The sequence below is a fragment of the Gluconobacter kanchanaburiensis NBRC 103587 genome (genome assembly GCF_007988905.1).
Lineage (GTDB): Bacteria > Pseudomonadota > Alphaproteobacteria > Acetobacterales > Acetobacteraceae > Gluconobacter > Gluconobacter kanchanaburiensis.
Map to the genome: position 1 here is coordinate 265,649 of NZ_BJVA01000003.1, position 21,066 is coordinate 286,714.

A 21,066-nucleotide genomic window follows, 5' to 3' on the forward strand; every position below is an offset into this window, starting at 1 on the left:
GTGACGTTCCGAACTCAGAAACAGAGCTGTCTGAACAGCCGCTCCGGCCCGGCGTGCTTTACGGTCTGTTGGTGCTGGAGGATTTTCTGGAAAAAAAGCGATCGATCGCGGGGCCGATGAAATAGCCGATGATTCCGGTGATCAGGACGGAGGGCCAGGCCCAGCCGGCGTAATCCTTGAAGAAATCCTGATTTTCCAGATAGGTCATCACGGCGATGTCGATCAGGACGAGCGTCCATAATGTCGTGGACAGGAAGGGCTGGAGCCAGGTGTGGCGGACTGTGCGGGACATGAGGGGTGCTCCGGCTTACGAGATCGAGACGTGGAAGACGAAGATCATCCCGCAGATGAAGGCGCCGAGCAGTGGAAGCCAGCAGGTGTGCAGATGATTGAAATTGTCCATGTAGGAGTAGGCCAGCGCGAGCGCCACGTAGACATGCGCGAAGACGAGGCCGAGAACCATGCCGATGAAGCGTTTTTTGAGAACATGTTCTTCTTGGCGGTTCTTTTCGGCCAGAGCGGCTGGATCCGGCGGAGTTATGGATTGTGTCTGGGGGGTGATTTCCGGAGACGTGGGATCCGGGGTGGAGGAGGCTGACGTCATCAGGGTGAGAGACATCGCTGGATTCCTTGGCAGATCCTCACCGGTTGGCGGGCGATGCGAGGCCGGAGGAAGTCCTGGGCCGGGAAATCGTCTCGTGGAAACGGGAGGAAGATTTCTGATAATGTGGGTTCAGAATGAGCCTGCGCGCGCGATAATGCAAGACTTTATTTAATTGGTTAAGAGTTCTGTGTTGGATTCTGGCAGCGAAGGAGGAGTCATGGGCTTTCTGAGGGATGTCGTCGTTGCGCGTGCACGGCGCAGACTGAAGCGCGAGGGCGCGTCGAAACGGGAGCGTTTTGCGGTGTCGCCAATAATGCGTAATTCGCTGGCGGCTGATCGGGCCCTGATGCGCCGATGGGAAGCAGAAGGTCTTCCGCGCTGGAGGCGTGTGCTCAGGTTGATGCTGACGAAATGAAGATTTGGGTCGGCCCCAGAGCGGGGCCGACCGGGGTCAGGCAGGAGCGTGATCGTCGGGTTTGCTGTTTTCCGGAGCAGTTTTCCCGGCTGCGGGGTCTGAAGAGCCGTCATTGGCCGGCCTTGGCAGAGCGACATCCGCGGTGATGCGCATGGAATTGCCAGGGGGCGTCGTGAAGTAGGACGTGCCGGTGTAGAACTTGACGCTTTCAGCGGCGAGCAGGTTGGTGATGCGGCGGTAGAATTCGCGCTTGACCTTCCATTTCATCATGGGCGTCGTGCGGAAGCTGCCGAGGAGGGTGGCGCCGCCGCTGTCGCTGTTGTCCACGCCCAGATCGTTGTAGTCCGACAGGATCATGGGTCCAAAGATCGGATCGGCGCGCATCTCCTTGAGCGTTTTCGCCATGATGGCTGTCACGCGCGGCAGGTCTTCGGAGAGGTCGAGCTGCTGCTTGACGATCACCTGATTGTAGCCGCGGGCCGTGTTGGCGATCGAGGAGACGGACGAGAACGGGATGATGTGAAGGTCGCCGTTGATGTCGCGGACCTTCACGGTGCGGATCGAGAGGTTTTCCACCGTTCCGGAAACGCCGCCGGTCGTGACCCAGTCACCGACCTGAATGGCGTCTTCGACGAGCATGAAGAAGCCCGTGATGAAGTCCTTGACCAGACTTTGCGAACCGAAAGCGATGGCCGCACCCATGATGCCTGCGCCGGTGAGCAGCGGGGTGACGTTGATGCCGATCTGCGAGAGCGTTGTGACGGCGACGATGATGATGATGATGGCCAGCAGAACGGTGCGGATGATGGGCAGCACCGTGCGCAGGCGGGTTGCGCGGGACATCTGGTCCGATTTTTCGAACCGGGTGAGTTGCTGGCTGAGGAAGGCGTTGATGATTTCCCAGATCGTGACGGCCACGCTGAGCGCGACCAGCATCGTCATGATGGCGTCGAGCAGGTGGCGGCCGACGGCGTTGTACATGAAGAAGCCGAAAGTGGGCAGGCCCCAGGTTTCGGTCATGGCGATCAGGGTCAGAAATAGCAGCACGCCCGTGAGGATCTTGCGGGCAAACGGATAATAGCGGTCGGCGCGTTTCTGAAGATCGGGAAAGCGTTCCGTTAGGACCGGATTGATTCGGAAAAACCGGTCCTGAAGTCCGTAGGCCAGAACGGCCACGAGACGGGAGGCGACAAGGATGCCGATGGTGATGCTGGTGGTGTCGAGGATCCAGCGATAGCCGCCGGGCAGATGCGCCGCCCAGACGATCCAGAGTGAGATATCGAGGAACATGGCCGGGACCCACCATAGGCGGGTGAGGGCCACGAGGAACGTCCACATGGCCGTATCAGGAACCGCGCGTGGCTGGAGAGCCCGGCTGACGAGGTGCCGGATGCGCCAGATGAAAATGGCGATCAGGACGTGTTCGATCAGGACCACGCCGCGGATCATCGCGGTTGTACCGCGCGGCGAGAGGTTGAACTGTCCGCCCAGTGTGGAGAGACAGAAGACGATGGCGGGGGCTGCGACCAGCACGTTCCACCAGCGGGTCAGCAGAAAAGCCGTCGCATCCGTCGCGGGCAGAAGGCGGATGGTCGGCGAGCGGGGTGCGAAACCGGTTTCGACGAAGAGATAGAGGATCCGCGCTGCAGCATAGCAGTTGGCGAGCGTCATGATGACGTTGTCGGTTTTCTCGCTCCAAGGCAGAACCAGCACGGCGAGATAGGCGATGGCCAGGAAGGCCAGCACCGGAATGGCCTTCAGCGCGAAATGTCCCAGAGCGTAGGGAACGCGAGCGAGGAACCGCAGGGTCTCGACCTGTCGCCGCTGGTCGGCGGCGCGGGTCTGGCTCGAGTCGTCCACGATAGGCTCAGGCGGAACGGAGCTATCCGGTTCCGCTATTACGCGGTGCTCACGGTCTTCTGCGTTCTGGGTGAGCTGGAGAAGAGGTTTGTGCAGGCTGAGGGCGACAATCCGTTCAAGGGCGACACCGCAGAGCATGGTGATGAGCCCGCCTGCAAACGCATGCAGGATTGTGGTTCGGGTATCGGCGGATGCGAGGGTATGGCGTGCCCAGTGGCCGACAATGGCGAGGTCACTGAACAGGCTGAGGAAATTGTGCAGATATCCGAGGGTCTGAAGACGGATGCTGCTGAGGCCCGTATGGATGTCGGGCGGGACTTCCGCCACGGTTTTCGCCGGAGGGGCTTTGGCTGTGGGGGATGCAGGTGCCGGCGTCGTGTTTGCGGGCGTCTCGACCTGAAGGCCGCGTGCCATCAGGGAAAGCGTGTGGGTGAAAGCGTCTCGTTCTTTCGGATTGTTCAGGACATTGAGGAGTTGCTGCGCTTCCTGCTGGTTCAGCGGAGGGTTTGCGACCGTTGCGGTTTCGGCGGCCCGGAGCGTGGGGGCCGGAAGCAGAAATCCTATGACCAGAAAGAGGAAAATGCCGAGGGTGGCGCGTCCGGATCGTGGGGAAGAGGGTGGATATGGAGCGGGACGGGGTATCGACGGCATCGGTCTGGCAGGTCCTTCGAAATGCGTGTTGCTGGCGCAGCGGTCTGTTGGTGCAAACATGGCACAGGGTGGCGCCGCTGTCCTAGCCTGTTTGGCGCAGGCTCTTCATGGTGCTGCTCCGGCCGGAAGCGTGGGTATCAAGGCTGTCGAGGGCGTCCGTGTGGCGGATGGCCCAGTGATAGAGTATTTCGACCGGTTCCACGAAGGTCTGCCCCAGATCGGTTAGACTGTAATCGACATGGGGCGGCATGATCTGCCGGACGTTGCGGCGGATGAGGCCCTGCGTTTCGAGCTCGCGCAGGGTCTGGGTCATCATTTTTTTCGACAGGCCGGGAATGCTGCGCTGGAGCTTTCCGGGGCGTGAGGTGCCGCCCAGCAGATGCAGCGTGTGCAGGATCATGGTGGTCCATTTTCCGCTGAAAATCCTCAAGATCCGGCGGGGCGCGCAGTCTTCTGCAAAGGGCGCCTGACGGTAGTGTTCGGGCAGCGGCGGGGTCATGGAGTGGGCACCTTCTGGTCACCAGGGCACGAAAAGGTGCCGTCTGGCGGAAATGCGGATGGTCTTCCAGATGTGGAGCAGACCCTGTTTTCTGCAAAGGAAAAATCCCATGACATCTTCTGTTCCTGCCTCTGCCGGAGTTTCGGCCCGGATTGCGCTGGTCGTCGGGGCGACCGGTATTGTTGGTCAGAACATTGCGGCGCGTCTCGTGGCTGAAGGCTGGACCGTGCATGGTCTTGCGCGGAGGCCGCGTCATGACATGGCGGGCGTGCTGCCGGTCGAGGCCGATCTGCTGGATCTGCCGTCGCTGACCCATGCGCTGCGGGATCTGCGGCCGAGTCATGTGTTTTTCTGCTCCTGGCTGCGTCAGGACACGGAAGAAGAGAACTGCCGCGTCAATTCCGCGATGATCCGCAATGTGTTCGTCGCTCTGCCGGAGCCGGGACTGCTGGTTCATGCGGCGCTGACGACGGGCATGAAGCATTATCTTGGCCCGTTTGAATCCTATGCGTCCGGCGCGCCGCCGGTGACGCCGTTCCGTGAAGACGCGCCCCGGTTGGACCTGTTGAATTTTTATTATGATCAGGAAGACGCGCTTTATGAAGCCGCTGCCCAGCACGGGTTTTCGTGGAGTGTGCATCGTCCGCATACGGTGATCGGCTATGCGGTTGGCAATGCGATGAACATGGGCAGCACGTTGGCGGTCTATGCGACGATCTGCCGCGAGACCGGGCGGCCTTTCGTCTTTCCGGGATCTCCCGTGCAGTGGAACGCCCTGACGGATCTGACCGATGCGCGGCAACTGGCGCGGCAGCTTTTCTGGGCTTCGACCGAGGCCGGGGGACGGAATCAGGCGTTCAATATCGTGAACGGGGATGTGTTCCGCTGGAAATGGCTCTGGCCGCGTCTGGCGGAATGGTTCGGAATCGAGGCTGCGCCGTATCCCGGCCATGCGACGTCTCTTGAAGAGACGCTGGCGGGGGATGCGGAACTCTGGGAACGGATTTCCACGAAATACGGGCTTGCGGAAAGCCGAATCGAACGGCTGGCTTCGGCCTGGCATACGGATGCTGATCTGGGTCGGCCGGTCGAATGTGTGACGGATATCAGCAAAAGCCGCCTCGCGGGGTTTACGGGATATCAGTACACGCCGGACTCTTTCACCGATCTGTTTACGCGCCTGCGGGCTGAGAAGCTGATCCCGTAATATGGGGTTTGCAGGGCCTTTCGGTTTCACGACCGGAAGAGTCCTGCTTTTCGTTTCAGTCAGTGATATGATGAAGGCTGTCTTCTGAAAACGTGGAATGAGCCTGTCTTGCATCGAATGTTCAGCATGTCGGCCCTGCTCCTGGCAGGGGTTCTGGGTCTGGGTTCCGTCTCTGCACGGGCGGCCGAAAGTGCGCCTGTTGCGTCCGCGAACGATACCGCGACGCTTGTCACGGATCGCGATGCGGTCGGGCCGGACCAGCATCTGCGTGTCGGGCTGCGGCTTCAGCTCAAGCCAGGCTGGCATACCTACTGGATCAATCCGGGCGATGCCGGGGACACGCCAACGCTGGATGTGACGGCTGAGGGCGGTGCGACGGGCAAGGGGGGGGCGATCCACTGGCCAGTGCCGGTGCGGATCAGTGAGGGCGGCCTCATGTCCTACGCTTATATTAACGAAGTGACGCTGCCGGAGGATCTGGTTCTCAAGGGTTCCGGCGGGACGACACTTCACGCTCATGCGGAATGGCTTGCTTGTGCGCAGGTTTGTATTCCTGAGAGTGGTGATTTCACGCTGACGCTTCCGGCTTCCACGGCCGATGTGCCGGAAGGCGGGGCGCAGGCGAGCCTGTTCCGCAAAGCGGAAGCTGCCATGCCGGTGGCGTCGCCGTTTCCGGCCAGCGTGTCGGGCGGCGGCGTGTTGACCCTTTCGGGCAAGGGGCTGTCTGCGGCGTCCGTGTCGCAGGCATGGTTCCTGCCGCAGGATGGCGGTGTGATTGATCAGGTCGCGGAACAGCCGCTGCATGTCTCTGACGGCCAGCTGACACTCGGGCTGAAATTCCTGAAATCGGCGCATCGGGACAAGCCGTTGCTGGGCGTGGTCGTGCTCAAGGATGCGGCGGGGCAGGAAAGCCCGTTGCAGATTGAGGCGCGTCCGGCCGGGGGAGCGGCTTCGGCCCCGGGGCAGGCCCCTGGTCAGGAGGTGCCGACGGGCGCGGGCTGGCTGCGGGTTCTGTTGTTTGCTTTTGTGGGCGGTCTGATCCTGAACCTGATGCCGTGTGTGTTCCCGGTTCTCGCGATGAAGGCGCTGTCTCTGGCGAAGATGGGCGGTGCCGGACGGGGGGCACAGCTTCAGAGCGCGCTGTTTTACACGCTGGGCGTGACGGGAGCGTTCGCGGCGCTAGGTATTGTCATGATCGGGCTGCGTCTGGCCGGGTCTGCGGCAGGCTGGGGCTTTCAGTTCCAGTCGCCGGGATTTGTGGTCGGCGTGTGCTGGCTGCTGTTCCTGATGGGGCTGAATCTGCTTGGTGTGTTTGAAGTCAGCGCCGGGCGTTTGGGGCAGGTCCAGACCGGAAGCGGTCGGAGCGGGGACATGATGACGGGCCTGCTGGCGGTTATTGTGGCGACGCCCTGCACGGCGCCGTTCATGGGCGTTGCCATTGCCGGGGCTCTGGGTGGGCCGCCGGTGATGGGGGTTCTGGTATTCCTGTCGATGGGGCTTGGACTGGCATTTCCGTATATTCTCGTGGCCGGCGTTCCGGGTGTGGCATCGCGGATGCCGAAGCCGGGGGCCTGGATGGGTATTCTCAAGCAGGTTCTGGCGTTTCCGCTGTTTGCGACCTGTGTATGGCTGCTCTGGGTGGCGGCAATCCAGCGGGGCGTGACGTTTGTGGCGCTGACGGCCGGGGGTGTTGTGCTTCTGGGGTTTGCGGGCTGGATTTATGGTGTTGGGCAGCGTCGGTCCATGCTGGAGGGCGGCCGTGGGACGGTGGCGTTCTGCCGGATCGTGGCTGTGCTGTGTGTTGTGGTTTGTGGGGCCGCGTTGGCGCAGGGACTGCGGGCCGCGCCTGCTCCTGTGGTTACGGGCGCTTCGGAGGCCGGGATCGAGCCGTTCTCGGAGGCGCGTCTGGCCGAGCTTCGGGCGCAGGGCAAGCCGGTGTTCATCGACATGACGGCATCATGGTGCATCACCTGCATGGTCAATGAGCGTGTGGCGCTGGATGTGCCATCCGTTCAGCAGGCGTTCCGGGACCGAAAGATCGTGTTCCTCAAGGGGGACTGGACGAACCGCAATGCGGCGATCGGTGCGTTCCTCAAGGCGCATGGGCGCGATGGTGTGCCGTTCTATATCTATTATGCGCCGCATCAGGATGGCGTTGTGCTGCCGCAGATCCTGACGCCGGGCATCGTGCTCTCGACGATCGGAAAATGATGTCAGGGCAATGAGACAGGCTCGGGAGGAATGGTCATGAAAGCATGGGTGTTTCTTCCGGGACTGTTTCTGACTGCGCTGATGCCTGTCCTTAGTGTGGCGCAGATTCCTCCGACAAATCCGTTCAATGCCGTGAAGATCCTGCCGGGAAACCTCTTCGGGACGCAGGGCGTAGCAGGTTCGGGGACGGGTGAAGAAATTCGCGTCGTGGGACATCGCCGGGCGCCCTCGGTTTTCTTCGCCTCGCCGATCATGACGCGCTATTTTGAAGACGGTCATACGGAGAGCCGGGTCACCCTTTGGAAGGGTATGACGGCTCGTCTGAAATTTGGGCGAGATCTGGATCATGATCCCGTCACAGGCACCAATACGTCGCGGTTTGGCGAGGCCTATGGAATGTCCTCGCCGTTGTTGCCGTGATAGGGGTCAGCGGCCCGTGTTGCGCGGATCGTCCTGCGGATTGACGTAGGCCATGCTGAACGGCCCCGTTCCTGAGACCTGAAGCACGGCCCCTTGGCGTCCTGCCTTAATGGCGTGGGGTACGTTGACCGGCAAATGGACAAAGCCGCCTGGTCCAAGTGTGCGTTGCTGCGTCGCGTCGATGTTCTGCCCCACGAAATGCTGGATATTGCCGCTGATGACAGTCAGCATTTCATCCAGATTATGGGTGTGGGGCGGGATGAACGATCCTGCGGGCATCATGACGCGCAGGGTGAATGGGCCTGGCTTGCTGGTATCGCCGGTCAGGACGGCCATTTTTGTTCCATGCGGGAACATGACAGGAGCGGGTTGCCATTTCACGGCATCCGAGCTCGGAATGATGGTGGCGGCGGACTGGTCCGACGCGATTTCCGTCGGAACCGGGGCGCTGTGCGCGAGCGGTGTCACAATGAGCGTTGTGCAGAGCAGCAGGGCTGAGCTGGCGAAATACTTTTTTGAAATATTGCAGGGGGGCATAGGGATCTCCTCCGTTTCGTAGGGCGTATGCGTGCCGCCTTGCGGCAACGCATTGGAGGAGAGTCGGTTCGGAATGCAGGGACAGGAACCGGCGGTTTCCCGTCCCGCAGGATCAGAAGGCAGTGGAGACCGTTCCGGTCATGGTGAAGCGCGGGGCGACCATGAAGGAGTTTCCGTAGCCGGTATAGGACGCCATGTTGCCGCTGTAGACCGTGCTCGGGTCTTTGGCGCTGTAAACCGCGCCCATGGCGCCGGTACGGACGACAGAGCCCGTGAGGTTGGTGAAGTTCAGGCGGAATGTCGGGGATTGTGCGAACATGAAGGGCTTGAAGTGATAGCCCATCGAGAGCGTGTCGGTGACGTAGCCCGGAATGCGCTGGTCGCCCGCGATGCTGACGGATTGCGGGCCGGTATAGTGGACCGAGCCATTCGCGAAGAAGCCCTTATAGGTGTAGGTCAGGCCGAAATTCGCAATGACATGCGGGGCCATGACGGCCTGCGTGCCTTTGGAGTGCAGCATCGTGTTTAGATACGGATCGAAGACGTTGCTGTCCTGTGAGGCGTGCAGGTATTCAACCGAGGCGTACGGGCTGAAACCATGGATCGGGCGTGCGGCGACCATCACGTCAAAGCCACGCATCTGCTGGCTGCCAATATTGAACGGCTTGTAGCTGTTCATGCCGACATACTGGTCCACGATGCGGTTCGTGACGTTGTAGTTGAAGAAGGCGACGTCCGCGATGATATGGTCGTCGTGGTAGCGGTAGCCGAGTTCTTCCTTGATGGAATACTGGTTTTTGGGGATCGCAACACTGGTATACAGCCAGCCGAGATCGACAGCGCTGGGCTGACGGTAGTCGCCTTCGACGTTCAGGTAGATCTGGCTGTTGTTATTGATGCGATAGCCGATCGAAAGCTGCGGCAGCGGTGCGGTGCGGTTGGCTTCCTGATGGCCGTAATAGTCCTTGTTCCAGATGTTCGTCATGACAAATTTGAACCCGGCGTCCACCGTCAGGTGGTCGTTGAAATATTTGGCGGTGTCATGCACGAACAGCGAGTGGATTTCGTAACCGGCCGTCTGTTTGTCGCCAGCGGAAACCTGGTACGCGGCCCAGTTGGGGCTTGGTGCGTTGCCGTCCGCCATCTGGTAGCTGGTGGGGTAGGACTGGATCGTCTGGGTGTTTTCATACCAGTAGCCGACCGAGAACGTGTTGTGGCGGTCGATCTCCCAATTGAGTTTCGCAACCGTTCCGACCGAGCGGTATTCGTTCTGTAGGAAGTAGCTGGTCAGACCGCGTGTGGCGCCGCTTGAATCGGTTGTGGTGCCATCAGGCGACGCGTCCCAGCCTTGTCCGAAGCTGAAATAGGGATGGATATCGAGCGACAGGCGCGAAGGTAGCGCGATATGGACCGGAGCCGAGATGAAGATCTGGTTCCAGTGATCGTTGTTGTTGCCCCAATAGTTGTTGCTCTTACGATTATCCGTTCGGCCATAGCCCTGACCGGTGTGTTTGTAGCGGAAGAACTGGTCAGAGGTGGGGTAGTTGTCGATGATGAAATCGGCGGAGTTCCAGGAGAGGAAGAATTTGGCGTTGGAGCCGTTCTTCCAGTCTTTCTGCAAACCAAAATCGATATGTTTGCGCTGGTTGATGCCAGCGCCCATCCACGAGCGGGCATGCGTGTTGGAGAATGAGAAATAGCCGCGGACGCCGCTATGTCCGATCTCGCCGGATTCGAGGCGGATGAACTCGCGCGACAGGTTATTGGTGCCGTAGGAGAAGTCGATCAGGCCGCCGCGCTTCTGCGACGGGGTGCGGGTTTCCTCGGCCATGACGCCACCGGCTGCCGACATGACGGGAAGATCCGTTGCGGAAGAACCTGGCGTGACACTGACGCTCTCGAGGTTCTCGGAATCGACGTTTTCGCTCAGATATTTGGCTGCTGCTGCGGGGGCGCCGTCCACCATCAACCCCATGTCGAGATCGGTGAGACCACGGGACTGGATCTGTCCGCCTTCCATGCCTGACGAATCCGGTGTCGTAACATTGAGGCTCGGCAGGTTCTGGATCAGGTCGAGCGCCGTGCTGGTCGGCGCGCGCATGTTGATGAATTCTTTAGTGACGGTCTGCACGGCGTGTGGCGCGGTTTCGACGCGCATCATGCCGCCACCACCGTTCAGGGCGCGGCGCGAGGATGTGACGGAGACCGTTTCGGTAGCGGAGGCATTCAGGGCGTGTGGCACTACATGCGCGCCCGCCGAGGTCGCATGGGAGGGAGCTGACGGTGCGTGAGAACGGAGACGGGAGGAGGCGCGAGAGGGAGCATGGTGACGCGGCAGGGGATGTTTTGTGGCCTGTGCGGCGCGGGCCGTGGTGCCAAGGACTCCAAGCATGCTGCCTGCAAGGCAGGTGAGTGCGAGGAGCTGACGTCGATAACCCGATGACGAACGAATGTCTTTCATGCGGCCGCGCTCCTGTCCTGTCGAAACGAATGGTTCACGTTAGAAACGGTATTTATTCGAAACGTGGATGTAAAACGGATGGCCTATCTGCATCAAAGATAAAATGAGGGGCAATGCATTGCCGTTTTTAGGGTGGTGCAAAAATGTGACAGTTCATGTCTGGTGCGGGGGTTAGCCGCGCCAGGTCTGCAAAGGGCTACTGTGCAGGAGGAGACAGGAACTCTTTTTCGAGTTCGGAAATTACCAGTCGCGCTGCGCCGGAGAGCTGCCGGGAATGGTCGACACACAGTGCCAGTGTCAGGGGGGCGAGGTCGTGATTTGAGATCGGAATGAAGGCCAGTTCTCCGCGCGTAACTTCGTCCATGACGTCTAGGGCGCTCAGGATTCCCAGGCCGATCCCCTCGCGGATCAGAGACTTGATCATCTGAATGTTGTCTGAGGCGGCAGCAGCATGGATGTCGAGATTGCTGTCGATTTCAAGAATTTCGATCTGTCGATGAAGTGCGAGCGGGGGTTCCGGCATGATCATGGGGTAATCCATCGCCAGACTGAAACGGGCGCTTTTCCGGTCTGCGACGGGATGATTGGGCAGACATACGAAGCCGAGCGGAAAATCCTTGTGGGCGCGGACGAGAAGGCCCTTGGCATGTGTCGGGTTGAGGAGGAGTGCTACATCGACCGAGCCGTCGATCAGGGTGCTCTGGATGCGGCTGTTGTCGAGAACATGAGTCGATATCGTAATGCCGGGATGGGTCGTGCGCATGGCGCGCAGCAGACGGGGGAGAAAGCCCCGCGTCAGGGCGTCGGGGATTGCAATATCCACTTGTCCGCGACGCAGTCCGCGCATGTCCTCGATTTGAACGCACATATTGGTCAGGTCCCGCGACCATTGCTTTCCGTGCGCATAGAGTAGTTCACCTGTGGCGGTGAGGCGCAGGCCGGTGGGGAGGCGTTCGAACAGCGGTGTGCCGAGGGATTCCTCACCTTGCAGGATCTGCCGGTCGATGGCGGATGCTGCAATGCGTAGATGTTCCGAAGCCCGGCGGATGGAGCCATGCTGGGCAACGGCGAGGAAGTAGCGCAGGAAGCGTGAGAAGACAGGCATGGAGTACTGCTCTCTTTTTGCGAACGGAAGATACGTTTTTCTGGAGTATACGCCCTCATGGCGGTGTGAAACTATCCCGCCAGACAGGGGTATTGTCATTTTGTTGCGAAAAATGAGGACAGCGCTGTCCTGATGATGCCGTTTTCTGCCGTATTTTGGGATTCTATCACATGACGTCCACCGTTTCTTCTGTCGAGGCTCTGGACGCGCTTTCGGAGCGCGTGCGGGAGGATCTGGCGAAAATCCGTTATGCGACGGGCAACTGGAGCCTGACGCAGGACCGGGACGGGGAAGCGGTTCTGGATGTGGCGATCATCGGTGCGGGGCAGGGGGGCATTACGTCGTGCTTCGGGCTGCGGCGGCAGGGTGTGACCAATGTGCAGGTCTTTGAAAAAGCGGCGAAAGGCGGCGAAGGTCCGTGGGTGACGTTTGCGCGTATGATCACGCTGCGTACGCCCCGGCACGTCACGGGGCCGGATCTGGGTATTCCCAGCCTTACGCCGCAATCCTGGTTCGAAGCGCGTTACGGGGCGCAGGCCTGGGAGGATCTGGACAAGATTTCCCGTCATGACTGGCAGGCCTATCTGGATTGGGTGCGGCAGACGCTCGACATCCCGGTCGTGAACGATCAGGAGCTTGTGCATGTTGGCTGGGACGAGGGGCTGCTGCGGCTGACATTCCGCAATGCGGCCGGTCAGGAAACGGTGCGTCTGGCGCGGCGGATGGTGCTGGCGACGGGTATCGACGGCGGCGGGACATGGTATGTGCCGTCCTTTATTTCCGAGACGCTACCGAAATCCGTTTATGCCCATACGCATGAAGACATTGATTTTGAAGCCCTGAAGGGCAAGCGGATTGGTGTTCTGGGGGCCGGGGCCTCCGCGTTCGATAATGCGGCGACGGCGCTGGAAAAGGGCGCGGGTCGGGTGGATCTGTGCCTGCGTCGGGCGAAGATCCCGGCGATCAATCCGTATCGCTGGATGGAAAATGCGGGCTTTCTCGCGCATTTCTCGGAACTGCCGGACCTGACGCGCTGGCGTTTCATGCTGCAGATTTACAGCCTGAACCAGCCGCCGCCGCAGGACACGTTCTGGCGCTGCCGCCGTCATGAGAATTTTGCTTTCCATCCCGGAACGCCCTGGACGGCAACGCGGATGGACGGCGACGAGATCGTGGTGACGACGCCGCAGGGCGTGATGCGCTTCGATTTCCTGATTATCGGGACGGGGTTCACGATTGACCTGTCGCAGCGTCCGGAAACGCGGGATTTTGCGTCTTCGGTGATGCTGTGGCGCGATCATTTCACGCCGCCTGCGGGGGAAGATAGTGCACTTCTGGGGAGCCATCCCTATCTGGGGGCGCGGTTCCAGTTCGTGCCGAAAGACAAGGCCGATCCGAAGGCACCGATGCTGGCGAAGATCTACAATTTCACGTTCGGAGCCATGCCGAGCATGGGGCTTTCGGGCGCGTCCATCAGCGGGATGCGTTTCGGTGTGGAGAAACTGGCGCGGGGCATTGCGCGCGATCTGTTCGTCGAGGATGGCGACAGGCATCTGGAAAGCCTGCTGGCTTACGACACGGAAGAACTTGTCAGTCTCGATCCGCCGGTGCTTTAAGAAGGGAAACGCCCATGACGCAGGACAGCTATCCGCGGGACATGATCGGCTATGGCCGCACGCCGCCTGACCCTAAATGGCCGAATGGCGCGCGTATCGCTGTGCAGTTCGTCATCAATTACGAGGAAGGGGCGGAGAATTCGGTTCTGCATGGGGATGCGGGATCGGAAGCGTTTCTGTCCGAAATGGTGGGCACGAAATCCATCATTGGCGCGCGCTGTGCGCAGATGGAGAGCCTGTACGAATATGGCAGCCGGGCCGGGTTCTGGCGTCTGCGGCGGCTGTTTGATGACGCCGGGATGCCGGTGACGGTGTTTGGTGTGGCGAAGGCGCTGGCCCGTAATCCGGATGCGGTGGCGGCCATGAAGGAGAGCGGCTGGGAGATTGCGTCTCACGGTCTGCGCTGGATTGATTATCAGGATTTTCCCGAAGATGTGGAGCGGGCGCATATCCGCGAGGCGATTGCGCTGCATACCGAAGTGACAGGTGAGCGGCCTCTGGGCTGGTATCAGGGGCGTACGAGCCCGAATACGGCGCGTCTGGTCGCGGAGGAAGGCGGGTTTGTTTATGACGCCGATTCCTATGCGGATGATCTGCCGTATTATGATCGGACCAATGGTCGGGCGCAGTTGATCGTGCCCTATACGCTAGACGCGAATGACATGAAGTTCGCGGCGCTGAACGGTTTTACGGAAGGTGAGCAGTTTTTTACCTATCTGCGCGATGCGTTCGACATGCTGTATCGTGAGGGCGGACGGATGATGTCGGTCGGGCTGCACTGTCGTCTGGCGGGCAAGCCGGCGCGGGCGATGGGACTGCTGAAATTTCTGGAGCATATTCAGAAGCGCGAAGGCGTGTGGGTGGCGACGCGGCTGGACATTGCGCGGCACTGGCAGTCTGTGCATCCGGCATGAAGATTTCTGACGTCAATGCGCTGTCGGATGAGGCGTTCGTTGCCCGGCTCGGTGGACTCTACGAACATTCGCCCTGGGTGGCGGAAGGGGCGCTGAAGGCACGGCCTTTTGCGGATGTGGGTGCGATGCTGTCCGCGTTTGCGGAGGTTGTGCGGTCTGCGGGCGTGGAGGCGCAGCTTGCGCTAGTGCGGGCCCATCCGGAGCTTGGACACCGGGCGGGGATTGATCCGGATCTGACGGAACATTCCGCCTCGGAACAGGCTTCGGCCGGGCTGGATCGGCTGACGCCTGCGGAGTATGAGCGGTTTCGGGGGCTGAATGACGCGTATCGCGCGCGGTTTTCCATGCCGTTCGTGATCTGCGTGCGCAAGGTCGCCGCACCCGGAAAAGCTGCGAAGACCGTGATTATGGATGAAATGGAGCGCCGTCTTTCTGGCACTCCCGAACAGGAACTGACCGAGGCGTTGACGCAGATTGATGCGATTGCAGGGCTTCGTCTGAAAGATCTGGTGACGGCATGAGTTCTCTGTCCACGCATGTTCTCGATACGGTGTCCGGAAAGCCTGCCGCGGGTGTGAGCCTGCGTCTGTTGCAGGGGGATCGGGTTCTGTTTGAAGGCCAGACCAATGCGGACGGGCGTTGTCCGGAGCTTCGGGATGTTACGGTTTCGAAAGGGGCGTATTGTCTGGAATTCCGGATTGGCGATTACTTCCGCCAAAGCGGCCAGGTTCTGTCTGATCCGCCGTTTCTGGATGTGGTGCCGATCGTGTTCGGGCTGGCGGCGGAGGCCCATGCGCATGTGCCCCTGCTGGCGGCTCCGTTCGGATATTCCACCTATCGCGGAAGCTGAGGGCTTTTCATGACTGCCGAGAATGCCGCGATGACCGGTCTGCATCCCGTTGACGAAAAACTGCCGGTCTGGCGGCTTGGGGCCTATGGGTTGCAGCATGTGCTGGCGTTCTATTCGGCGGCGGTCATTGTCCCGATCCTTGTGGCGGGGGCGCTGCACCTGCCGCGCGAGACGCTGATCCATCTGATTGATGCGGATCTGTTCACCTGCGGGATTGCGTCGCTACTTCAGGCAGTGGGGTTCGGGCCGGTCGGGGTTCGGCTGCCGCTGTTGCAGGGTGTGACGTTCACTGCCGTGGGGCCGATGATCGCCATTGGCTCTGCCGTGGGGGGCGGGACGCCGGGGCTTTTGTCCATCTACGGGTCCGTCATCGTGGCGGGATTCGTGACGTTGCTGATGGCGCGGCATTTTGCCGGGCTGGTGCGGTTTTTTCCGCCGGTCGTGACGGGTTCCATCATTCTCATTATCGGTCTGGCGTTGTTGCCCGTGGCGGCGAACGACATTGTTTCGGGTGCCAGCCCGTCCGTCATGCAGGATCATGTTCCGCTGCGGAGCATCTGGTACGGGCTTGGGACACTGGCGTCCATTCTGGTGATCCAGCGGTTGTTTCGCGGGTTTATTGCCACGATTGCCGTGCTGATCGGACTTGTGCTGGGAACGCTGGTGGCATGGGTTCTGGGGGATGCGAATTTCGGGGGTGTGGCGTCCGCGCCGCTTCTGTCCATCACGCATCCCTTCTATTTCGGAATGCCGACGTTTCATCCGGTTTCGATCCTGTCGATGGTGATCGTCATGACGATTTCCATGATCGAAACGATCGGGAACGTCTATGCGACGGGTGAAATTGTGGACAAGCCGATCACGTCCGAAGACATCGCCCGCACACTTCGGGCCGATGGAATCGCGACCATGCTGGGTGGCGTGCTCAACTCCTTCCCCTATACGTGTTTCGCTGAAAACGTTGGTCTGGTGCGGATGACGGCGGTGAAAAGTCGCTGGGTCGTGGCAGCCGCGGCGATCATTATGATGATGCTTGGTTGTCTGCCCCGTCTGGGGGCGCTGGTGGCTGCGGTGCCATTACCCGTTCTGGGTGGGGCGGCGCTGGCGATGTTCGCAACTGTGGCTGTAGTCGGTGTACAGACCCTTTCACGGGTGGATTTCAACCGGCAGAGCAATGTGATCATCGTGGGCACCAGCATCGGACTGAGCATGCTGGCGACGGCCCAGCCCCATATCTCCGACACGTTTCCGATGTGGGCGAAGATCGTCTTTGGAAGCGGGATTACGCTTGGATCGCTATCGGCGATTTCGCTGCATCTGATTTTCAATGTGAAGCGGACGATTCATGAGGCGACTCATGCGACGGATGTGCCGCGTGAGTCTTTGATCGACGAGCGTATCCGCGAAGGGTGAGAGATCCGGGCTCTGCCAGGTCCGGGCAGAACCCGGATTGTCATGTCAAAATCCCGTCTGGGCGGAAAAATAGAAACCCGTCTGATTTTTATACGTCGCAATCGTTCCCAGCGACACATAGGCCAGCGTGACGTTCAGGTGTTTGTTGACGAAATAGCTGGTGTAGACGTCGAACCAGTTACTTTCGTCGGTGAAGCGCTGGTTGCGCGGTTTGGTGCGGTATTCGACGCCGACGACCAGGCCGGGAATGAAAGACGGCAGATAGCCGAGTGAGCCCTCGAACTGGGCGTGATAGTTGTTATCCTTGTCGCCGCCGAAACCGAGGATGCCCCACTGGTTGCCTTTGGTGAAGCGGACGGTGGTGTCGATCAGGATGCCGATTTTCGGAAACAGCTTGGTTACGGCGAGATAGGCATCTCCACCATCTGTATGCATTGAGCCGACTTCGTGAATGACTTTGCCGTCACTGTCATGCTTGTACATGCCTCCGATGGCGACTTGTGGGATCAGGGTGTTGTCCGCGACATGACCGAAGAGGCGGACCTTCGCACCTGCGACGTCGAGATCGAACTGGTAGCCATTGCCGATACCGAGTTTTGCGCCGGTGCCGCGGGTCTGAAAGAAGTTGTGGGTGTAGGAAATTTCGACGCGGTCGAAGAAACCCATCGACGCACCGACATTCTGGTCCCAGTAGCTGGTGAGGTTCACGTAGCTGTAGTGCAGGGCCATGCCGGCGCTCTTGTTGGAGCCATAGCCGCCGATTGTGGCCCAGCTTGCGATGCCGCCGCCGCTTGCACCTTCGAGCGAAGAAAGGCCGCTGGTGCCGAGGGCCCGCTGGCCGTCGAAAAGCGTCCGGAACATGGAGTGTCCGGTGCTGGTTCCATCATTGCCAAGCGTCACGCTGGGGGGGGTGTCTGTACTTTCGGCGGCATGAGCTTCCCCTGAAAAGCGGGCAGTGGCGAAGGACAGGCTCGCCACAAGAGAAAGCAGGGAGTGGTAGAGGAATGTACTACGGGACGAACGGTGCATGGTGCCTGCTTTTAAGTCGCGAGCCCGATGATGAGCCGGAGTATTCTCGCAGAGGGAATACTACGATCCGTTCTATCGCCGCGACGCTGAAAAATTCTTAAGAGAATCTTAGAAGTCAAAAATTTTTCAGCCTGTCAAAGGAAAAAGGCACTGAGTGCCATTTTATGGGGTCGTCTTCACCCTTCCCTGCGCTTATGACGGAGTTCCCCGGCGACATAGGTGGCGGCGATGCTGCGGTCGTCGCCCAGCATGGTGAGGGCGAACAGGCGGTCGGCAAGAGTTTCGGCTGTCTGCGCGCGGATCCGGCCCAGAGGCGTAGCGGCGGGATCGAAGACGCAGAGATCGGCGTAGAGGCCGGGCCGGATGCTGCCGATCCTGTCCTGAAGGCCGAGGGACTGCGCACCTCCCGCCGTGGCAAGCCAGAGCCCCTGCGCGGGATGGAGTTTCGTCTGGAGCCCTTGCGCGACCTTGTAGGCGTCGGACAGGACCTGAAGCAGCGACAGGGACGGTCCGGCGCCGATGTCGCTGCCGATGCCGACGCGCACGCGGCGTTCGGGTTTGAGGGCTTCAAAAAGCGGAAAGGAGCCGCTGCCGAGGAACTGGTTTGAGCCGGGACAGTGCGCGATGGAGCAGCCGGTGTCGTGACAGCGCTGGAAATCGGCTTCTTCGGCATGGACGGCGTGGGCGAGGATGGCGCGGGGGCGCAGGAGACCGGCCTTGTCGTACACGTCCAGATAGGAGCTGCGGTCGGGGAACAGTTCGCGGACCCAGGCGATTTCGGAGCGGTTTTCGAGCAGATGCGTCTGCATGAACAGGTCGGGCTTTGTGGCGAGAAGGGCGCCTGCGAGATCGAGCTGTTCGGGGGTGCTGGTGGGGGCAAAGCGGGGGGTGACGGCGTAAAGCTGGCGTCCGCGATTGTGCCACCGCGCGATGAGCTCCGCAGACTGATCGTAGCCGCTCTGGGCTGTGTCGCGCAGGTTTTTCGGGGCGTTGCGGTCCATCAGGACCTTGCCTGCGATCATGCAGGTGTTGAGGCGTTCGGATTCTTCGAAGAAGGCATCCACGGACTGGGGGTGGACCGTGCAGTATACGGCGGCCGTCGTGGTGCCGACGCGCAGGAGTTCGTTCAGGAACTGCCGGGCAACAGTGCGGGCATAGGTGATGTCGGCGTATCGGGCTTCGGCGGGGAAGACGTAGTTTTCCAGCCATTGCAAAAGCTGTTCGCCATAGGAGGCGATGACCGGGAGCTGCGGGTAATGGACATGGGTGTCGATCATGCCGGCGGAAATTAGCATGTCGGGGTAGTGGTCGAGGTGCGTTCCGGCGGGGATGGTGTCGCGCAGGATGTCCCAGGGACCGGCAGCGGTGATGCAGCCGTTTTCAGTCAGGATCAGGCCATCGGGCTCGTGATGCAGGGCGTCCATGGGATCGGTGGTGAAGGGATCGGCATGGAAGGTCAGAAAGGGGCCGCGGATGGCCCGGCGGGAAATGGTGTGGGAACTGGCGTGGGAAGTGCTGCTCTGGGTCATGGAAAATACTTTATCGCAGGAAACGTGCCTGTGTCTGTGTCAGGAAGGTGTGGATCAGGCCGCAGGTATAGAGGAGCAGCGTCAGGTCCAGCACGAGGAGGATGCGATGGCTGGAAGCGTAGATTGTGGGGGACAGGCCCGTCAGGATCGTGATGATGAACCCTCCGGTCAGGAAGGACAGGAGGGTGGCGGCGTTTTTCAGGGACAGGGCGCACCACAGGATCGAGACGAACAGGCACAGCGTGAGGAAAAACGCGACATAGGTGTTGAGAGAGACCCAGTTCAGATCATAGAGGAACCGGTCGCAGCGCAGGGCCCCGAGCAGGTGTGTGGGAAGCATGAGCAGGAGACCCAGCAGCATCACGCCCATGGCGGCCTTATCCTGAAAGCCCCGGTTCTTTTTGACGAACGTCAGAAAATAGATGGATAGCACGAGGGCTGCGAGAAGGATGTGGTTGTCCGGGCTGATGCTGGTGCGGTGGATGCGGTCGAGGGCGAGGGAGAGTTTTTGAAGGGTGTCGTATTGGGGGAATTCCGGCAGCCAGTTGCCGATTTCCGCGACATAGCGGCGCCCGTTTCCGGGGGCGGCGAGGACGATGGCCGAGAAGATGGCGGCGAGCGTCAGATAGAGGGCCCTGTAAAGAGAAATCGTTCGGCGCCCCAGGGCGGACAGAGCTGTGGAAATAACTGTGCAGAACAGCAGGAGCAGGGAGGACTGTTCGATCGAGCAGCCGATGGGCAGGGCTGCAAGCGACAGGAAACGCATCGTGTTTTCAGCCTCGTTCTGCCGCAGAAACACGCTGATCGAGAAAAAGGCGAAGGAGACCGGGAGCAGGTAATTGTAGAAGCCTGAGAGCCAGTAAACGGACTCTTCCGTGACCTCGTGCGGGAGGAGCAGGAAGAGCCCCATGACGAGCGGGATTCCGAAAGCGGGTTTCAGGGATGACCGCAGGGTGCAGGACCAGATGGCATAGGCCAGAAGAACCGCGCAGAACGGGATGAGGAGTTTCCAGAAGAGCGCATAGCGGATGGTTTCAGCCAGTGTGGCCTCGATGACGACCCTGCCGGACCATGTCATGTAGCGCATGTGCAGGAAGGATAGCAGGCTCCGGTGATCGAGGGCATGGCGGAACATGTCGTTGTCGATGAAGATCGACTGGTTGATGTGGGCGTCGATCCAGAAAGTTGCGATCAGGAGGAAGGCGATGAAGGCGCCGTTGCGCAGGAGCGTCGTCTTAAGAGTGGCAGACATGCGACATCCTGTAGAGCGTGTGTCCTGTGGTGATGTTCAGATGGATGTGTGGCGTTATCCCGGCCGGGATGCGGGCGATGGCGGTGAAGCCGTACCGGTTATGAAACGCATTGCCGTCCTTATGGGCGGCGTATGCGATGTCGGGTCGTTCCTGAAGCCTGTAGGGAATGGACACTTCCTGTGCTCCGTCTCCGGCCGTTAGGAGGAAAGACGCTTTGGGGCCGGGCCAGAGATCTGACAGGACCCAGCCGGAAACGGAGATGAATTTAGGGGTGATGTGACAGGTCTCCACGCGGGCTTTCATGGAGGGGTCGTCTGCGGAGGTGAAACTGTCCGGACTGAAGGGTCTGTGTGCTGTCCAGGCATGGCAGATGGCCAGCGTCAGAAGAAGGGAGAGGCTTATCCCGAGCACAAAGGCATGGTTCTTCAGAAGCACGAGGCTCTGATGCAGTGCATCGGGTATCTTCATCGGTCTGCTTTGGCCGTTCGGGAG

General features: G+C 60.4%; 20 protein-coding genes. 9 read left to right on the top strand and 11 right to left on the bottom strand.

Annotated features, from left to right (window positions below; all coding sequences use genetic code 11):
- Positions 1 to 58 precede the first annotated feature (58 nt).
- Entirely contained in the window at positions 59 to 292 is a 234-nt protein-coding gene (locus GKA01_RS04275; RefSeq protein WP_146859517.1) for a hypothetical protein, read from the bottom strand.
- 15 nt (positions 293 to 307) lie between these two features.
- Complete coding sequence (locus GKA01_RS04280; RefSeq protein WP_146859519.1) at positions 308 to 619, bottom strand: hypothetical protein; 312 nt, start codon at positions 617 to 619, stop codon at positions 308 to 310.
- A gap of 202 nt (positions 620 to 821) precedes the next feature.
- Here GKA01_RS04280 and GKA01_RS04285 point away from each other — a divergent pair, with 202 nt between their 5' ends.
- The gene (locus GKA01_RS04285) at positions 822 to 1,019 is read left to right on the top strand and encodes a hypothetical protein (protein ID WP_146859521.1); all 198 of its coding nucleotides are present in this window, start codon (positions 822 to 824) and stop codon (positions 1,017 to 1,019) included.
- A gap of 36 nt (positions 1,020 to 1,055) precedes the next feature.
- Here the strand turns inward: GKA01_RS04285 and GKA01_RS04290 are convergent, their stop codons facing one another.
- Complete coding sequence (locus GKA01_RS04290) at positions 1,056 to 3,530, bottom strand: mechanosensitive ion channel family protein (protein ID WP_146859523.1); 2,475 nt, start codon at positions 3,528 to 3,530, stop codon at positions 1,056 to 1,058.
- A gap of 82 nt (positions 3,531 to 3,612) precedes the next feature.
- Positions 3,613 to 4,029 (bottom strand): winged helix-turn-helix transcriptional regulator, encoded by a 417-nt coding sequence (locus GKA01_RS04295; protein WP_146859525.1) that lies wholly within the window; start codon positions 4,027 to 4,029, stop codon positions 3,613 to 3,615.
- Between the two features lie 109 nt (positions 4,030 to 4,138).
- On the opposite strand from GKA01_RS04295, the gene GKA01_RS04300 reads away from it, so the two are divergent.
- The 3 genes from GKA01_RS04300 (at position 4,139) to GKA01_RS04310 (ending at position 7,867) form a co-directional block, all read left to right on the top strand.
- Positions 4,139 to 5,236 (top strand): SDR family oxidoreductase, encoded by a 1,098-nt coding sequence (locus GKA01_RS04300; RefSeq protein ID WP_146859527.1) that lies wholly within the window; start codon positions 4,139 to 4,141, stop codon positions 5,234 to 5,236.
- Between the two features lie 126 nt (positions 5,237 to 5,362).
- Complete coding sequence (locus tag GKA01_RS04305; protein WP_146859529.1) at positions 5,363 to 7,447, top strand: protein-disulfide reductase DsbD family protein; 2,085 nt, start codon at positions 5,363 to 5,365, stop codon at positions 7,445 to 7,447.
- Positions 7,448 to 7,483: 36 nt separating this feature from the next.
- The gene (locus GKA01_RS04310) at positions 7,484 to 7,867 is read left to right on the top strand and encodes a hypothetical protein (protein WP_146859531.1); all 384 of its coding nucleotides are present in this window, start codon (positions 7,484 to 7,486) and stop codon (positions 7,865 to 7,867) included.
- Between the two features lie 6 nt (positions 7,868 to 7,873).
- On the opposite strand, the gene GKA01_RS04315 is transcribed toward GKA01_RS04310, so the two are convergent.
- From GKA01_RS04315 to GKA01_RS04325, 3 genes are all read right to left on the bottom strand, one after another.
- Positions 7,874 to 8,404 carry a cupin domain-containing protein gene (locus GKA01_RS04315; RefSeq protein ID WP_146859533.1) on the bottom strand — a complete coding sequence of 177 codons (531 nt, stop codon included), beginning with the start codon at positions 8,402 to 8,404 and terminating at the stop codon, positions 7,874 to 7,876.
- Between the two features lie 112 nt (positions 8,405 to 8,516).
- The gene (locus GKA01_RS04320; protein ID WP_146859535.1) at positions 8,517 to 10,865 is read right to left on the bottom strand and encodes a TonB-dependent receptor; all 2,349 of its coding nucleotides are present in this window, start codon (positions 10,863 to 10,865) and stop codon (positions 8,517 to 8,519) included.
- Between the two features lie 196 nt (positions 10,866 to 11,061).
- Positions 11,062 to 11,970, bottom strand: a complete 909-nt coding sequence (locus tag GKA01_RS04325) for a LysR family transcriptional regulator (protein ID WP_146859537.1) — start codon at positions 11,968 to 11,970, stop codon at positions 11,062 to 11,064.
- A gap of 170 nt (positions 11,971 to 12,140) precedes the next feature.
- On the opposite strand from GKA01_RS04325, the gene GKA01_RS04330 reads away from it, so the two are divergent.
- The 5 genes from GKA01_RS04330 to GKA01_RS04350 are packed head-to-tail and all read left to right on the top strand — an operon-like array spanning position 12,141 to position 16,763.
- Positions 12,141 to 13,586 carry a SidA/IucD/PvdA family monooxygenase gene (locus GKA01_RS04330; RefSeq protein WP_146859539.1) on the top strand — a complete coding sequence of 482 codons (1,446 nt, stop codon included), beginning with the start codon at positions 12,141 to 12,143 and terminating at the stop codon, positions 13,584 to 13,586.
- 14 nt (positions 13,587 to 13,600) lie between these two features.
- Positions 13,601 to 14,500, top strand: a complete 900-nt coding sequence (puuE, locus tag GKA01_RS04335; RefSeq protein ID WP_146859541.1) for an allantoinase PuuE — start codon at positions 13,601 to 13,603, stop codon at positions 14,498 to 14,500.
- Complete coding sequence (gene uraD, locus GKA01_RS04340; protein ID WP_146859544.1) at positions 14,497 to 15,021, top strand: 2-oxo-4-hydroxy-4-carboxy-5-ureidoimidazoline decarboxylase; 525 nt, start codon at positions 14,497 to 14,499, stop codon at positions 15,019 to 15,021. Before puuE ends, uraD begins: the two co-directional genes overlap by 4 nt.
- Complete coding sequence (uraH, locus tag GKA01_RS04345) at positions 15,018 to 15,350, top strand: hydroxyisourate hydrolase (RefSeq protein WP_146859546.1); 333 nt, start codon at positions 15,018 to 15,020, stop codon at positions 15,348 to 15,350. The genes uraD and uraH overlap by 4 nt, the downstream gene beginning before the upstream one ends.
- 9 nt (positions 15,351 to 15,359) lie before the next feature.
- Positions 15,360 to 16,763 (top strand): nucleobase:cation symporter-2 family protein, encoded by a 1,404-nt coding sequence (locus GKA01_RS04350; RefSeq protein ID WP_146859548.1) that lies wholly within the window; start codon positions 15,360 to 15,362, stop codon positions 16,761 to 16,763.
- Positions 16,764 to 16,808: 45 nt separating this feature from the next.
- Here GKA01_RS04350 and GKA01_RS04355 read toward each other — a convergent pair whose 3' ends face one another.
- The 4 genes from GKA01_RS04355 to GKA01_RS04370 all read right to left on the bottom strand — a co-directional run bounded on the left by GKA01_RS04355 (position 16,809) and on the right by GKA01_RS04370 (position 21,042).
- On the bottom strand, positions 16,809 to 17,792 hold the full coding sequence (locus GKA01_RS04355) for a DUF3034 family protein (protein ID WP_228119889.1): 984 nt from the start codon (positions 17,790 to 17,792) through the stop codon (positions 16,809 to 16,811).
- A gap of 176 nt (positions 17,793 to 17,968) precedes the next feature.
- Positions 17,969 to 19,321: a guanine deaminase gene (gene guaD, locus GKA01_RS04360; RefSeq protein ID WP_167506314.1), complete on the bottom strand. Its 1,353-nt coding sequence runs from the start codon at positions 19,319 to 19,321 to the stop codon at positions 17,969 to 17,971.
- Between the two features lie 10 nt (positions 19,322 to 19,331).
- A complete protein-coding gene (locus GKA01_RS04365) occupies positions 19,332 to 20,573 on the bottom strand; it encodes a DUF6056 family protein (protein WP_146859550.1) in 1,242 nt (413 codons plus the stop codon).
- Positions 20,557 to 21,042 carry a hypothetical protein gene (locus tag GKA01_RS04370; RefSeq protein WP_146859552.1) on the bottom strand — a complete coding sequence of 162 codons (486 nt, stop codon included), beginning with the start codon at positions 21,040 to 21,042 and terminating at the stop codon, positions 20,557 to 20,559. Before GKA01_RS04370 ends, GKA01_RS04365 begins: the two co-directional genes overlap by 17 nt.
- Positions 21,043 to 21,066: the final 24 nt, after the last annotated feature.